This window comes from Psychrobacter pulmonis, assembly GCF_904846465.1.
GTDB lineage: Bacteria > Pseudomonadota > Gammaproteobacteria > Pseudomonadales > Moraxellaceae > Psychrobacter > Psychrobacter faecalis.
In genome coordinates, this window is record NZ_CAJHAT010000002.1 from 294435 (window position 1) to 309071 (window position 14637).

Sequence of the window (14637 nt, forward strand, 5' to 3'; positions counted from 1 at the left end):
CTTTTTATAATACGAGTTGGACTGCGAAATAGACTATCAAACCTTTCCCGTTATTTTTGACGGGCGACATCTGCTTGTAGTGCTGGTGGTAAATCTAATATCGTAAGCTCGCTATAGGCTAAATGCTCTGGGCGGGCAACAACCAATGCCTTAAAGCTATTGGCATTTATATCATCATCAGCAATGGCATTGACCACCTGAATTTTCTCTAGTTTATCACCTGCGGCTGGCACCTCGCCTGTGCCGCTGACATAATGTAAAAACGCTTTTGGTGCCGCTTTAAAGTAAATACGGGCAATGACTTCTTGACCGAGGTAGCAGCCTTTATCGTAGTCCATACCGCCGCGCTGATGTAGGCGCAGCTCTTGCGGCTGAAACTCGCCTCGTGTGTCCGCGACTATCCAATAATTACCCGCTGCAAGACTCGCCTGCATCCACGCTTGAGTGTCATCGATAGTATTATGCTCGTCTTTATGACTAAAGGTTGGCATTCCATCGAGTACGCAAGGATAAATCGGCGTTGGTACACTGGTATCAAATTTTGAAAAGGCGCCAAACTTTTTAAGGTGCGCTTGCAACGCCTCAGCACAATCGGCACTGATGACTACATCAAAATGCTTTTCGTCTTGTTTTTTAATCCAAAGGCCAAAATCGATACGACCTTTTAAATTGCTAAGCGCCGTTGCTTGATAGCTAAGCCCAAGCTTAGTGACATCAGAGGTCAGCTGCCCTTGTAAGAACTTTGCGGCATCTTCACCTTGAATGGTTAGTTGAACAAATTGTGGCAATGTTGATTGAGTCATTATTATTGTCCTATTTATGAGTCGCTATAGCCTCAGATATTAGGGTTAATACTGAGTGATTAAAGTCGTTATAAAACTTACTGTTAAAATAATGCGAAAAAGTCGTTATTTAAGTTTTTACCATCTTTTTAGTACCTAAAGACAAATGGTGATCAAATCAAATTTGGTTACAGCAGAGTACCACAAAAAACCACGTGATAAAAAACGTCCGCGTTAAGGGATAAGCGAATGTATCAATTAGTCACAGTTCTGTGTTTACAAGCGAAGCGATTGGTGAAAGCTGGCGAGTTACGGTACAATGTTAGCGTTAGAATACACCCAATTTATCACGGCTGACGAGGAAATTATGAGCTTACCCAATTGCCCAAAATGCGATGCTGAATATACGTACGAAGATGGTGCGTTACTGGTATGTCCGATGTGTGCTCATGAGTGGACCGCGGCTGAAACCGATGCGGCGCAGGCTGAAGCGCAAGATGCGGTCATTCGTGATGCGGTCGGTAACGAGCTGCAAGATGGCGATACCGTCACCGTGATTAAAGACTTAAAGGTCAAAGGATCATCAACCATTATCAAAGTCGGCACCAAAGCAAAAGGGATTCGTCTGTTGCCAGATGCCTCTGATGGTCATGATATCGACTGTAAACTCGATGGTTTTGGACCGATGAAGCTCAAATCGTCAGTGGTTAAAAAAGCTTAAGTTTTTGTTAATTAAGTGATTGTTAATTAAGCTATTGTTAATAAAATAACATCAAAAGAATAAGTAGAGACTAATTATGAGCACTAAAAATGAACAACTTTTTGCGCAAGCCCGCAAACATATTCCTGGCGGCGTAAACTCACCGGTTCGCGCCTTTGCTGGCGTTGGTGGTACGCCTATTTTTATGCACCGTGCTAACGGCAGCAAAATTTATGACACCGAAGACAATGCTTATATCGATTATGTCGGCTCTTGGGGGCCGATGATTTTGGGTCATGCGCATCCAAAAGTCATTGATGCGGTTAAAAAAGCCGCTGATGATGGTTTGAGCTTTGGTACACCAACGCCATTTGAAACCACCGTGGCCGATAAGATTTGCGACATCGTCCCAAGTGTTGAGATGATTCGCATGACAAGCTCAGGTACAGAAGCGACCATGAGCGCGATTCGTTTGGCGCGTGGCTTTACTGAGCGTGACAAAATCGTCAAATTTGAAGGCTGCTACCATGGTCATTCCGACAGCTTACTGGTAAAAGCGGGCTCAGGGATGCTAGATATTGGCGAGCCGACCTCAAAAGGCGTGCCAGCGGACTTTGCCAAGCATACGATTACTATTCCTTATAATGACCCACAAGCGATTAAAGAATGCTTTGCAAAATGGGGTAGTGAGATTGCTTGCGTGATTGTCGAACCAATCGCCGGCAACATGAATATGGTCATTCCGACCCAAGAATTCCATGATACTTTGCGTGCAGAATGTACCGCCAATGGTGCGGTGTTGATTTTTGATGAAGTCATGACCGGTTTTCGCGTCGGACTTGGCGGCGCGCAAGCGCATTTTGGCATTGACCCTGATTTGACCTGCTTTGGTAAAATTATCGGTGCTGGCTTACCCGTTGGTGCTTTCGGTGGTAAAAAAGAAGTGATGTCTTGTATCGCGCCACTTGGCGGCGTTTATCAAGCGGGTACGTTATCAGGTAACCCGCTGGCCATGCGCGCCGGTATCGCGATGTTTGAAGACTTAACCGTTGATGGTTTTTATGATCAATTATCTGCGAAAGTAGACCAGCTTATTGATGGTATCCAAGCGGCGGCGGACAAGCATGGTATCAATATGCGCACCAATAAATTGGGCGGCATGTTTGGTATGTTCTTTGTCAAAGACGACGCAACGAATGTACCGCAAAACTTTGATGACGTGACAGAATGCGATATGGATGTGTTTAATACTTTCTTCCATGGCATGTTAGAGCGCGGTATTTATCTTGCGCCATCTGCCTATGAAGCGGGCTTTATGTCGATCAAGCATAGTGATGATGACATTGAAGCGTCTATTAAAGCCGCTGATGAGATTTTTGCAGAAATGGCAAAAGCGTAATTCATTTGGTTAAAATTACTTGTCTAAAATTTAAAGTTTAATGTTCTTTAGAATTTATATCTGCAACATAAAAACCAGCAGGATTATCGTGCTGGTTTTTTTGTGCCTGCGTATTAATAAAACGAATTTTTAATAAATGGTGGAAGTTTTTTAGGCTTGAAAATAATCTATAACCTAAAAGTATCCTTGTTCTAGAACCTATAATACAACGACTAAGTTGTGCTATTCTGAGAGCACCAATCACGTTTTAGCAAGGATGCAATTTGATGGATAATAGCTTTGAAAATAATGCGCCAAGTAGCCGTGTTCCGCCATTATGGCAGCGAGCTTACGAGCAATATGGCTTGGAAAATAATTTGGATGTGTTAAACGGTAAGGACAACCTGCTTGATTTATTACAACCAAAAATTGATCAGCACAGTAGCGCTATTGCTTTTAGCATGGGCGCTGCCACCTTAAATTTTGCTCAGTTAGATGTTGCAAGTCGCCGCTTTGCTGCTTTTTTACAAGCACAAAACATTCAAAAGGGCGACCGTGTTGCGGTGCAATTGCCAAATATATTGCAATATGCGGTGGTGCTGCTTGGTTGTCTGCGCGCAGGGGTAGTATTGGTAAATGTCAATCCGATGTATACCCAGTATGAGTTGGCCCATCAGCTGACAGACTCTCAAGCGTGTGGATTGGTGATTCTCGATGGTATGTCGGCAGCTTTCGATAAATTGGATGATGAGGTTAAAGCGCAACTGTCTTTAGTCGTACATTGTTCTATCAATCCGAGTGCTGAGCTTATCGATAATGATATTGCTATCCTTAACAGTATTCATTGTTCAACCGAAAATGACGGTGAAAATGAGCTTACAGTTGCAAAATCTCATCAAGAACGTTATGTGAGCTTTGCTCATATTATGCAAGCGTACCATGCAGATCAGTTTCAGCCACCGACCATCACGCGCGAAGACTTGGCGTTACTCCAGTATACGGGCGGCACAACGGGTAAGCCAAAAGGTGCGATGCTTACTCATTATAATTTGATGGCTAATATTTGCCAGTGTTATGCAATGTTTGGCAGCGTTGTCGAAGCAGGTCGCAGCGAGCAAATCAAGATACTTAACCCTTTACCGCTCTATCATATTTTCTCCTTCACGGTTTGTGGTTTATTGGGTATTTATGGCGGCTGGGAAGATATATTGATCACCAATCCGCGCGATATCGATGGCTTAGTAAATAGCATTGAACAACATCAGCCGCATGTGATTCCTTCGGTCAATACGTTATTTAACGGCATGCTCCATCATCCAAAGTTTACCGAGCTTGATTTTAGTCGGCTGGCACTATCTATCGGTGGCGGCACCGCGATTATCAAAGCGGTATCTGACCGATGGCAGCGCGCTACAGGCATGATTATTAATGAGGGTTATGGCATGTCAGAAACGTCGCCGGTTATCTCTTTTAATCCACCGGGCATAGATAGCTTTAATGGCAGCGTCGGATTACCTTTAGCCATGATGGATATCAAAATCATTGATGAGCAAGGAGCCGCCTGCGCTGTTGGCGTGCCCGGCGAAGTGGGTATTAAAGGGCCACAAGTGATGCAGGGTTATTGGGGTTTGGATAATACAGAGACCTTTACCGATGATGGGTACTTTAAGTCCGGTGACATCGGCATGTTAGATGAAAATGGCTTTTTGACATTGATTGATCGTAAAAAGGATATGATTTTGGTTTCGGGTTTCAATGTATATCCAAATGAAGTGGAAGCGGCGCTGACGGAACATCCTAAAGTGCTCGAGGTGGCTGTCGTTGGCATTGAAGATGCGCACAGTGGCGAAGTGCCAAAAGCGTTTGTGGTTAAAAGAGATTCCAGCTTAACGGCTGAGGAATTGGCGGCGTTTGCCAAAGAGCGTTTGACCGGTTATAAGCGTCCGCAAGCTTACGATTTTATCGATGAGTTACCAAAAACCGCTGTAGGTAAAATACTTCGTAAGTCTTTACGCTAAATAGCTGCTAAATAATAGATTTTTGATAACAACATAAAAAACTGGGCTAGCGTCTTAAACTGGCCCAGTTTCTGTTTATTATCAATAAATTTAACGCACTTTATCGAACTTACGGTCTTTTAAGCTCAAATTACCGCGGAGCACGTCGGTGAACATACGAATATCACCAGCAAAACTTTGTAATGGGTATTTAAAAGTAGCAGGTTTGTTTTTCTCAAAGAAAAAATGCCCGACCCACGCGCAAGCATATCCCGCAGCGATGCCTTTAAGCAGCGGTTTGGCTGAGCGATTTTTGACAGACTTTGCTAAGCCTAATAAGCCAAAGCTACTACCCGCGAAATGCAAACGGCGGCAAGCCATATTTTGATGCTCATTTAGATAAAAGTCATAAAATTGATGCTTGGCTGGGTCTGCTACATTGGTAAGCTTGCCATTACTTTGTTTATCAATATGAGTATCGGCATTTTTAGTTTGGGCAGCTTTGTTTTGAGAGGTTTGGGTAGTGGCTTGATTCATGACTTTGCTTCCTTGCAAATTAGTTATTTTAAATCATCAATGAGTTATGAATGCTCAATCGCAAAATTGAGGGCTGTTTTATGTAATGAGCTTATATAACCAATGTTTATAATATAAGTAAGTGCTTGTTATCTATTACAATATACCGGCTAATTATGAGATTCTAACGCATTTTCAATGTAGCAAACCGATTGCATTAAAACAAGCGTTAGAGACTGACTTTAAGGTTCTGGTTTAATCACTGTTTAGCCAGTATTTAATCGAGTTTTCTTAGATTTTTGAATGTTTTTGCAAGCTGTGTTTAGCGATGGTAGCCGCTGACTTGCCAGCGTTTGGCATAAATGCTTTAATGGCAAAACTTGCTCATATTTTTTATTTTAAAAGCTTGAAAGCTTTTAAATACCACTTTATCTAATACGGTAACAATCTCGCTTATGCCCAAAGACTACCTAAAAAATCCACCACTTGCTGAAGATGAAATGATGGCCGCTATTGATATCGGCTCCAACAGTTTTCATCTGGCGATTGCGCGTCTCGACCACGGTGAAGTGCGAAAAGTGGTGTCTATGTCTGAAAAGGTGCAGCTCGCTGCCGGACTCGATGAGAATAATATCTTGGGCGCGGCGGCTGAAAAGCGCGGGCTTGAATGCTTAAGCCGCTTTGTGGCGCGTTTGGATTCGGTGCCGCCCGAGCGTATTCGCGTGGTAGCAACCAACGCCTTACGCCAAGCAAAAAACGCCAATGACTTTATTACTCGGGCCAATAAAATTTTACCGAAACCGATTGAGATTATCGCTGGACGTGAAGAGGCACGTTTGATTTATTTGGGCGTCTCGCATACCAATGCCAGTAGCGATAAGCGTTTGGTTATTGATATCGGCGGCGGTTCGACAGAGTTTATCATTGGTCAAGAGTTCGATCCGTTATTGACCGAAAGCTTGCAGATGGGCTGTGTTGCCTTTACCCAAAAGTATTTTGCGGACGGCCTGATTACCAAAGAAGCCTTTAATAATGCCATCTCAGCGGCGCGCAAGGAAGTGCTGGCGATTAATGGCCGTTACCAAAAAGTCGGCTGGAGTAGTGTGGTTGGCTCAAGTGGGACGATTAAAGCGGTGCGCAACGTCCTTGTGTCAAAAGGCTGGGCAGATGAACAAGAACGCATCACCTATAAAGGCGTGAAAAAGTTAGAAAAATTATTGCTTAAAATTGGCAACGTCGATGACATTGAATTAGAAGGCGTCAAAGAACACCGTAAAGCGGTTTTCCCAGCGGGCGTTGCGGTATTGCGAGCGGTGATGAAAGTGCTCGGCATTGAGACCATGGTGTATTCAGATGGCGCGCTGCGTGAAGGCGTCATGTACGATATGCTTGGACGTTTTGCTAGCGAAGATGTGCGTGACCGCAGTGTGCTTGCGCTGATTAAACGCTACTCTGGCGATAAAAAACAAGCCAAACAAGTGGTCAAAACCAGCCGCAGTTTATTTGAGCAAGTCAAAGAAAAGCTTGGACTTAGTACAGAAGATGGTGATTTACTTAGACGCGCGGCGTCATTACATGAAATCGGTTTAGCGATTGCGCATAGCGGCTATCATAAGCACAGTGCTTATTTGGTTGAATACTCTGATATTCCAGGTTTTTCGCAGGTCGATCAAAAACGCATGGCGCAGCTGATGCTCAATCATCGCCGTAAGCTCAAAGCGGATATGTTAGAGCAGGCTTGTATAATCGGTGGCGATTCGCTGGTTTATCTGTGTTTGCTGCTACGTTTGGCGGTGCTTGCGCATCATAGCCGTAGCGAGCATGAATTACCAAAACTGGGTTTAAAAGTGATTGACAATAACCGCTGGCAAATTACCGTTGGTGAAAGTAGTGAGCACTATACTTTCTTATTGTCAGACTTGCATACGGAGATTGAGCAGTTTGCTAAATGGGGCGTAAAGCTGAGTGTTGTTGATGGAAGTATGGTTGAGGCATAAGGGCTGATTGCTCATACTGTTTCTTAATGCCGACTCTTAGTACTGATTCTTAATACTGATTCTTAATGCGAAGCCGTTACTATTATAATAATGGTGCTACGGATTAACGTAACAAAAGCGGCGTTGTCAGTAATGCCATGCGATTTAAGATGTGCTACTATAGCTTCTATTGAGTTTACAACTGTACTTTCATTATTTGAGAGTCGATAACAGTATTACCTAACACAGCCATTATTAACCATCACCATATTATATAGAATTACGAAAGGGAAGCGTCTATGAGTACCGTCTGGGATAGCGTTCAGCTTGCACGGCATGCCAAACGTCCATTATTTATGGACTATGTCAATCAGCTGTTTACCGAATTTGATCAATTACATGGCGACCGTGCTTATGCAGATGACAAGGCTATTCTTGGTGGTCTTGCGCGTCTAGATGGTCAGCCTGTGATGGTGGTTGGTCAGCATCGTGGTCGTAGCACGCGTGAGCGTATCGCTCATAATTTTGGCATGGCAAACCCTGAAGGCTATCGCAAAGTCATTCGTTTGGTCAAAATGGCTGAGCGTTTTAACATTCCGGTGATGACCTTTGTCGATACCCAAGGTGCCTACCCCGGCATTGGTGCTGAAGAGCGCGGGCAAGCGCAAGCCATCGCCGAAAGTATCGCTGTGTTCTCTAGCCTTAAAGTACCTGTTATCGTCACTATTATTGGTGAAGGCGGCTCAGGTGGCGCATTGGCAATTGGCGTTGGCGACAAAGTAAATATGCTGCAAAACAGTATTTATTCAGTCATTTCTCCTGAAGGCTGTGCGTCTATTCTGTGGAAAACGGCTGAAAAAGCCCAAGATGCCAGTGAAGCATTAAAACTGAATGCCATTAACCTTTATCAAATGGGCCTAATTGACGCAGTTATCGATGAAGGCGAGGGTGCTCATCTTCAGCCGCAGCCAGTCATGACGGCGCTAAAAGCATTAATTGTTGAGCAATTAGATGAGCTTAAAGATATGGATGCGGATGAGCGCTGCGAGCTGCGTTATGAGAAATTGAAGTCCTTTAACTCAGAAGTGATGTTGCCTTGCTAAGCATTTATATGAAAGTATATTGCTAAGTTACTTAGACTTAGCTTTTAACGACATCGCTTTGCGCTTAATGTTAAAATAAAAACGTGTCATTTTATGGCGCGTTTTTTTGTGCCGACTTGTTTATGTTTTAATTGATTGATACGTAAATAAAACCACTCAGTAAATAAGAACGATTATGACCAGTAGCGCCATTCTTCCACACGCCATTGAAACAATTGCAGAACTGCCTGTTGATACTGTTCTAGCAGAGGCATTGTTAAGCAGTTTGGCTGAATATGGCGAGCAACTACATGGTCGGCGAGTTTGGCTGGCGTGTAGCGGGGGGCGTGATTCGTTGGCATTAGCAGCGCTATGTGTGCAGCTTTATCGCCACGGTAAACTGCCATTTTTGCCGCAATTACTGCATGTCAATCATCATCTGCAAGCGGCTAGTGGCGCTTGGGCGCAGCACGTTGCTAATTGGGCGAAGGCGCAAAATATACCCTGTCGAATTTTACAGGCGCAGGTCAATGGTCGAGATGAACAAGCCGCACGGCAAGCTCGTTATGATGCGATGCGCGCGCAGCTTAATCAAGATGACGTTTTATTATTAGCTCATCATGCCGATGACCAAGCGGAAACGGTTTTAATGCGTCTGATTCAAGGCGCTGGGGTGAATGGTTTGTCTGGTATGCAGCCGTGGCGCATTCAAACGCAGGGCACACATCGCATAGTATTATGGCGACCGTGGCTGACTATCAAACGCGCCACTATCAGCGCCTATACTCAGCGTTTAAAGCTGCCATATATCGACGATCCAACCAACGATGCTGGTGATAATGTGCGTAGCGGCCTACGTCGAGACATCATGCCGATATTGGCGAGCTATAACTCCAACGTTATTGATAATATTGCCCGTAGCGCGCAGTTATTAAGTGACGCGCAATTAATAATCAATGCCCAAGCAAGCGAGGATTTGCAGCACACAGAGGTTGCCTCATTACAGCTGCCGCCTGCCCAGCGCGTGCTAAATATAGATAAATTGCAAAAACTACCGATTTATCGTCAGCGACAATTATTGCATCATTGGCTTGGTCAAGATGAGCCATTACCGACAGCCAAACAGCTCGTTGATGATGTGTTAAGCCTAAGCCAACGTGATGATAATGACCATCAAACGGCGCTTTTTTGGCAAGGTCGCAAGCATTCCTATAGCATTCGCCGCTATCGTCAGCAGCTTTATCGTTTAAGTAGTGATTGGCTCAAGTGGTTAGAGTTGCCGCTTGCCAAGCAGACTCAAACCTTATCTAATTTTACTGAGTCTAATCTTATTAAGGCTGATGTTCAGGCAACTGGCAGACAACCTGTTGCAATTAATTTACGTAATGAGGATAAATTTGCTTGGCAATTAAAAGTTTTGCCAAATGAAGTAACGCAGCTATTAAAAAGCTATGAATATAAGGTGAAGGTAACCTTGGCACCATTAGACAGGCAACAGCGTATACAAACCGCACTGGCATCGCGCCCGCAATCTGGTAAAAAGCTCTATCAAACTTTAGGTATTCCATCATGGCTGCGTGAGAATTTGATCGTGGTGAGTGTGACTTTGATAAATAAAGAAAGTAGTGAAAATGGGCTTTTAGAAAGTGAGTACCTAATAGAATTGCCTATTTTGTTAATATCGCCTTTTGCAAGTTGGGCGTTGAATGCTGCGCAGGCGAATATTAGTGTAGATGTAAAACAGCTTGTCGCATTTATCAACAGCCATTTAACTCTGCATAAAACCTGTTAAATAATAAATATGGTGCGTTCTATAGTGATAATTACTTAAACAGCAACGCCATTACTGAGTCTTTCAATTTATCAAACGACGCCAGTAGCAGTATGGTAAACTGAGTGTCATTTTACCTATCATTATGTTAGTTTGAGTGCCTTTGCATTTTTTGAATAGGAGACACGTATGTCAGTATTAGATAATAAAAAAATCAGCTTTATCGGTGGCGGTAATATGGCGCAGGCTTTGATTAGTGGACTTATCAGCTGCGGCGTCAAACCGAGTCTGATTACCGTTGCTGATCCGAGCAGTGATGCGCGCGAGCAATTGGCTGCTAAAGGATTGAATACGGTCGATCCAACGGCCGATGCAAAAGCGGCGGTTATCGGTGCTGACATCGTGGTATTGGCAGTCAAGCCGCAAGTCATGAAAGTGGTGGTCAGTGGTTTTGCTGACGTTTTAGACACGCAGCTGGTGATTTCAGTGGCAGCAGGATTATCGACTGCGCTGTTATCAAATATGCTAGGCGGCTATAGCAATATTGTTCGTGCGATGCCAAATACGCCAGCGATGATTCAAATGGGTGCGACTGGTCTGTACGGTACGGATAATATTTCTGCCGAACAAAAGCAATTGGCAACTGCGGTAATGGAAGCGTCAGGTCTGGTCATGTGGGTCGATAATGAAGAGCACATGCATGCGGTCACCGCCGTATCAGGCTCAGCGCCCGCTTATATGTTTTACTTTATCGAAGCGATGGTCGATGGCGGAGTCGCGTTAGGATTGGATAAAGAGCAAGCTTCAGCGCTAGCGATGCAAACCATGCTTGGCGCGGCGAAAATGGCGCTGGGTAGTGAAGATGCACCAAGCGAGCTACGCCGTAAAGTCACTTCACCAAACGGCACGACCCAAGCAGCCATTGACTCCATGCAGGCCAATGACATCAGCCGTCAAATCGTTGAGGCCATGCAAGCTTGCGCCGATCGTAGCCAAGCGCTGAGTGAAGAGATGAGTAAATAGCCAGTCGCTACTTGTCATTAACCCTTTATAAATAGGGTGTATCATGATTTATGAAATACCCTATTTAAAATTATAAGAACTTAAAGTCATAAAAAACTTAAAGTCATAAAAATGCCTGATAATGACATTCGTCATCCTAAAACCCGTTAATAATGTCACATTGAGTAGCACTTCATGAACAACATGTTATTGCAAATTTTTGATTTGGTCACTACCTTCGCCATGATGTTGGTGTTTATCCGTTTTATGCTGCAGTTTGCTGGAATGGATGCCAGCAATCCTATGGTTGCCCCTGCTTATAAAGCCACCCATATCGTTGATGTATTTGGGCGTATTTTCCCCACCGTCGGCCAAGGTCGTATCAGTATTGCTGCCATTGTCTTGATGTTTTTAATTCGCCTGATTGATATCTCTGGCAAGGCGGCATTGACCCATAAAGGTATCGCGCCTGTGCCGCTATTTTTTACTGGTACTATCAGCTTGATATTAGACTTTTTACGCATGTGCCGCTATCTGGTCATCGGTTCTATCATTGTCAGCTGGATTGTGGTGTTTACCCAGTCTCAGCATCCGATTATTGGTATTATTATTATGTTGGCTGAGCCAATTTTAGCGCCGTTTCGTCGTATTACGCCAAATTTGGGCATGATTGATTTATCGCCAATGATTGCCTTTTTTGCCTTTTATCTGCTTGAAATCTTTATCGGTGGCTTAGCATCAAGCTTTATGTCGATGTTGGGTTAGGCTGGCTTAATAAAATTCTTAGATTTAAAAAACTAGCGATTCTATAAAAGATACAAAAGGCGCTCTATATTTTATAGAGCGCCTTTTTTTATTTACCATCTATAGGTTATTCTAAAATTCTACAAAACGATTGGGTATCAATTGGGCATTAGCATCATTAGGATGCGGCGCATCAGCAGCGCGCAGGGTTTGAGTAATCCAATGATCCGCCGCTTTTACCGCATCGATAAGCGCGTCACCCATCGCCAAACGTCCAGCGATAAAGCTCGCTAACGAGCAGCCAGAACCATGAAATTCACCTTTTAGGCGCGGTAAAACGCTTTTATGCACCATCTCGCCTTTGATATATAAATATTGCTCGATATCACCGCTATCAAAGTCGTGTGAAGTTTTGACCAATACCGCATGACAGCCTTGGGCGCATAGTTTTTGCGCACCGATATGTAAATCTTGCTCGCCGCTTAAAGCCCGTAGCTCATGCGTATTTGGGGTGATTAACGTCGCATAGGGCAGTAGTTTTCTAAACGCCGTTACCAAGGTTTGCTCATCGCCCAAGTTGCCGCCACTATTGGCAACCAATACCGGGTCGAGGACAAATGGCGTCTCAGCTGCGATAACCTGCTCGGCAAATAAACGCGTCAGCATGGCGATATTGTCAGTGGTGCCAAGCATACCTGACTTAACCACGCGCACAGGCAAATCATCGAGCACGGTAGTCGCCTGCGCTGCTACCAAATCAGCAGCACAAGCCTCAAAACCAAATACTTGCTGCGAGTTTTGAATGGTGATCGCCGTACAAGCGATAGCGGCATGGGCACCTGCTTGACCGACTGCCTCAATATCCGCTTGTAACCCAGCACCACCTGACGGATCCAATCCTGAAAAACACAGTACTACCGGTCGCATAACCCTTCCTTTTATTTATCCTATAATGAATGATAAATACTATAGCTATCCATTGACCAAAAAGCCATAGCCAGCAGATTTTGTTAAATATAATCAGTGGAAAGTAATATCAATATATCTGCTGATATCAATTTTTCTTGCTTGCTGTGTCTGTGCAGACAGAGGCTACAAACAATTGATATCAGCAATCCCGTAGCGTTTTTAGAATATTTTGACTATAAGTAATAAAACCTAAAAATTCTGAAACTCACCGCTAAATAAGATATTCCTTATGCCTAGAGAATAATAAAACCATTTAAATTAACAATTATGACAAAAGCGGCATTAAATCTGTAGACAAGGCTTGCAATTCGTTTCGGCTTTGTTATAATACTCGCCCACGGCATAAGACGTATCATTAGCATCGATACTGTGTTTAGAGAAATAGTTTTTATAAAAATATTTTGATAAGCGTCTTAAATCGTCCGGTGAAGTGGGTGAGTGGCTGAAACCAGTTCCCTGCTAAGGAACCATACGTGTAAGCGTATCGAGGGTTCGAATCCCTCCTTCACCGCCATTTATTCAGTTGTTATAAAGAGTAATGACGCAAAAATAGCGTTAATAATTTTTTAGATTAACATTCAAAAATAATTTGAATTTAATTAAAAAATAAGTTGACACAAGCGAGATTATCTATATAATAACCAACCTAATTTACTGCAATTGTTTTTGAATAATTCAGTAGATAATGTGCAAAGTACGCGCTTGTAGCTCAGTTGGATAGAGCACTTGGCTACGAACTAAGGGGTCGGGAGTTCGAATCTCTCCAAGCGCACCATTTGCATACTAGCTTATTTGTTCATGTAACCATTAAGCTAAACTAAATTAATCGCCTGTCTTATGACAATTTGGCGATTTTTTTATGTCTGTCATTTTTATAGCAGTACAATCTGGTATTGATGTTTTTTCCTAAACTCAAATTCTCCTGCCCTTGTACCAAAAGTCTTGTCTTATCATAAGGTACGCTAAGCGCCTGAATTACGGTACAATGAGCGCTCTATTTTTCGCTTGTTATGGGCTGGTATCATGTCAAAATCATCACCAAAAGCTGCTACTAAAGCAAAATCGCCACGCAACAACTCAGCGCATCAAGACTCCGTTGCCGAAGAGGCAGTGATTGCCAAGCCAGGCACGCGTATGGCGGCCATCCTTTATGATGGTATGTTGATTTTGGCACTACTGTTTTTGGTTGGTACGGTGCTGACAGTAATTGGTACGCTATTGACGATGGAGACGGGCACGCAGTCACAGCAAGCCAGATCGCTACCGACATGGTATCAAAACTTTATTATGACCCCTTCGTTTATCCTGACGCTGGTGGGCTTCTACGGGCTATTTTGGCGCCGCGGTGGGCAAACACTAGGTATGCAAACGTGGCGCTTAAAAACGGTCAATAATGATGGTCACCTGCTTACGTGGGGGCAGTCGTTCAAACGTATCTTGGCGGCGAGCCTGATGCCGCTGATATTTGGACTCATCGGTAGTGTCATCGGTGGTTCACGCGCTATCTTATTGACCAGTGCTTTTTTGGGCTTTGTTTTCAACTATGCCTTTTGTCTGTTTAATCGTCGCGGTTTGGCAATACAAGACATGCTATCAAATACCATCACTTTAAAAATGCCGAAAACAGAAAATGAAGGGCTATGGCGGGTGATTAGAAACCGTAAGTAGGATAAATAAATAGCATAAAAAAAGCTGAATCTTAATTAGATTCAGCTTTTTT

The 14637-nt window shown here is 43.6% G+C and carries 12 protein-coding genes and 2 tRNA genes; 11 read left to right on the top strand and 3 right to left on the bottom strand.

Translation table 11 applies throughout. The annotated features are described in order from the left end of the window. Positions 1–50: 50 nt before the first annotated feature. Entirely contained in the window at positions 51–803 is a 753-nt protein-coding gene (ygfZ, locus tag JMX70_RS04975; protein WP_201590107.1) for a CAF17-like 4Fe-4S cluster assembly/insertion protein YgfZ, read from the bottom strand. A 346-nt stretch (positions 804–1149) separates the two neighbouring features. Here ygfZ and JMX70_RS04980 point away from each other — a divergent pair, with 346 nt between their 5' ends. From JMX70_RS04980 to JMX70_RS04990, 3 genes are all read left to right on the top strand, one after another. Then, the gene (locus JMX70_RS04980) at positions 1150–1503 is read left to right on the top strand and encodes a zinc ribbon domain-containing protein YjdM (RefSeq protein ID WP_068405853.1); all 354 of its coding nucleotides are present in this window, start codon (positions 1150–1152) and stop codon (positions 1501–1503) included. Between the two features lie 76 nt (positions 1504–1579). After that, positions 1580–2881: a glutamate-1-semialdehyde 2,1-aminomutase gene (gene hemL, locus JMX70_RS04985; protein ID WP_201590110.1), complete on the top strand. Its 1302-nt coding sequence runs from the start codon at positions 1580–1582 to the stop codon at positions 2879–2881. A gap of 266 nt (positions 2882–3147) precedes the next feature. Next, the gene (locus JMX70_RS04990; protein ID WP_068405801.1) at positions 3148–4878 is read left to right on the top strand and encodes an AMP-binding protein; all 1731 of its coding nucleotides are present in this window, start codon (positions 3148–3150) and stop codon (positions 4876–4878) included. 90 nt (positions 4879–4968) lie between these two features. Here JMX70_RS04990 and JMX70_RS04995 read toward each other — a convergent pair whose 3' ends face one another. Then, the gene (locus JMX70_RS04995) at positions 4969–5394 is read right to left on the bottom strand and encodes a DUF962 domain-containing protein (RefSeq protein ID WP_201590113.1); all 426 of its coding nucleotides are present in this window, start codon (positions 5392–5394) and stop codon (positions 4969–4971) included. Positions 5395–5828: 434 nt separating this feature from the next. Here JMX70_RS04995 and ppx point away from each other — a divergent pair, with 434 nt between their 5' ends. From ppx to JMX70_RS05020, 5 genes are all read left to right on the top strand, one after another. After that, entirely contained in the window at positions 5829–7370 is a 1542-nt protein-coding gene (gene ppx / locus JMX70_RS05000) for an exopolyphosphatase (RefSeq protein ID WP_201590116.1), read from the top strand. A 278-nt stretch (positions 7371–7648) separates the two neighbouring features. Continuing rightward, positions 7649–8452, top strand: a complete 804-nt coding sequence (locus tag JMX70_RS05005; protein WP_201590118.1) for an acetyl-CoA carboxylase carboxyltransferase subunit alpha — start codon at positions 7649–7651, stop codon at positions 8450–8452. Positions 8453–8627: 175 nt separating this feature from the next. After that, entirely contained in the window at positions 8628–10223 is a 1596-nt protein-coding gene (tilS, locus tag JMX70_RS05010; RefSeq protein WP_201590119.1) for a tRNA lysidine(34) synthetase TilS, read from the top strand. Positions 10224–10391: 168 nt separating this feature from the next. Beyond that, on the top strand, positions 10392–11225 hold the full coding sequence (gene proC, locus JMX70_RS05015; protein ID WP_201590121.1) for a pyrroline-5-carboxylate reductase: 834 nt from the start codon (positions 10392–10394) through the stop codon (positions 11223–11225). A 174-nt stretch (positions 11226–11399) separates the two neighbouring features. After that, complete coding sequence (locus JMX70_RS05020; RefSeq protein ID WP_201590123.1) at positions 11400–11969, top strand: YggT family protein; 570 nt, start codon at positions 11400–11402, stop codon at positions 11967–11969. 111 nt (positions 11970–12080) lie between these two features. On the opposite strand, the gene JMX70_RS05025 is transcribed toward JMX70_RS05020, so the two are convergent. Next, entirely contained in the window at positions 12081–12875 is a 795-nt protein-coding gene (locus tag JMX70_RS05025; RefSeq protein ID WP_201590125.1) for a hydroxymethylpyrimidine/phosphomethylpyrimidine kinase, read from the bottom strand. A 466-nt stretch (positions 12876–13341) separates the two neighbouring features. Between JMX70_RS05025 and JMX70_RS05030 the strand changes: the two genes are divergently transcribed. From JMX70_RS05030 to JMX70_RS05040, 3 genes are all read left to right on the top strand, one after another. Continuing rightward, positions 13342–13431 (top strand) — tRNA-Ser (locus JMX70_RS05030). 184 nt (positions 13432–13615) lie between these two features. Then, positions 13616–13692, top strand: a tRNA-Arg gene (locus JMX70_RS05035). Positions 13693–13940: 248 nt separating this feature from the next. Further along, entirely contained in the window at positions 13941–14585 is a 645-nt protein-coding gene (locus tag JMX70_RS05040; protein WP_201590127.1) for an RDD family protein, read from the top strand. The last annotated feature ends 52 nt before the right edge of the window (positions 14586–14637 follow it).

Bases quoted from the DNA above. Each gene is read 5' to 3' on its own strand.
- proC (WP_201590121.1), top strand. From the start codon at position 10,392: ATGTCAGTATTAGATAATAAAAAAATCAGCTTTATCGGTGGCGGTAAT.
- ppx (WP_201590116.1), top strand. From the start codon at position 5,829: ATGCCCAAAGACTACCTAAAAAATCCACCACTTGCTGAAGATGAAATG.
- hemL (WP_201590110.1), top strand. From the start codon at position 1,580: ATGAGCACTAAAAATGAACAACTTTTTGCGCAAGCCCGCAAACATATT.
- JMX70_RS05005 (WP_201590118.1), top strand. From the start codon at position 7,649: ATGAGTACCGTCTGGGATAGCGTTCAGCTTGCACGGCATGCCAAACGT.
- tilS (WP_201590119.1), top strand. From the start codon at position 8,628: ATGACCAGTAGCGCCATTCTTCCACACGCCATTGAAACAATTGCAGAA.
- JMX70_RS05020 (WP_201590123.1), top strand. From the start codon at position 11,400: ATGAACAACATGTTATTGCAAATTTTTGATTTGGTCACTACCTTCGCC.
- JMX70_RS04980 (WP_068405853.1), top strand. From the start codon at position 1,150: ATGAGCTTACCCAATTGCCCAAAATGCGATGCTGAATATACGTACGAA.
- JMX70_RS04990 (WP_068405801.1), top strand. From the start codon at position 3,148: ATGGATAATAGCTTTGAAAATAATGCGCCAAGTAGCCGTGTTCCGCCA.
- JMX70_RS05040 (WP_201590127.1), top strand. From the start codon at position 13,941: ATGTCAAAATCATCACCAAAAGCTGCTACTAAAGCAAAATCGCCACGC.
- JMX70_RS05025 (WP_201590125.1), bottom strand. From the start codon at position 12,875: ATGCGACCGGTAGTACTGTGTTTTTCAGGATTGGATCCGTCAGGTGGT.
- ygfZ (WP_201590107.1), bottom strand. From the start codon at position 803: ATGACTCAATCAACATTGCCACAATTTGTTCAACTAACCATTCAAGGT.
- JMX70_RS04995 (WP_201590113.1), bottom strand. From the start codon at position 5,394: ATGAATCAAGCCACTACCCAAACCTCTCAAAACAAAGCTGCCCAAACT.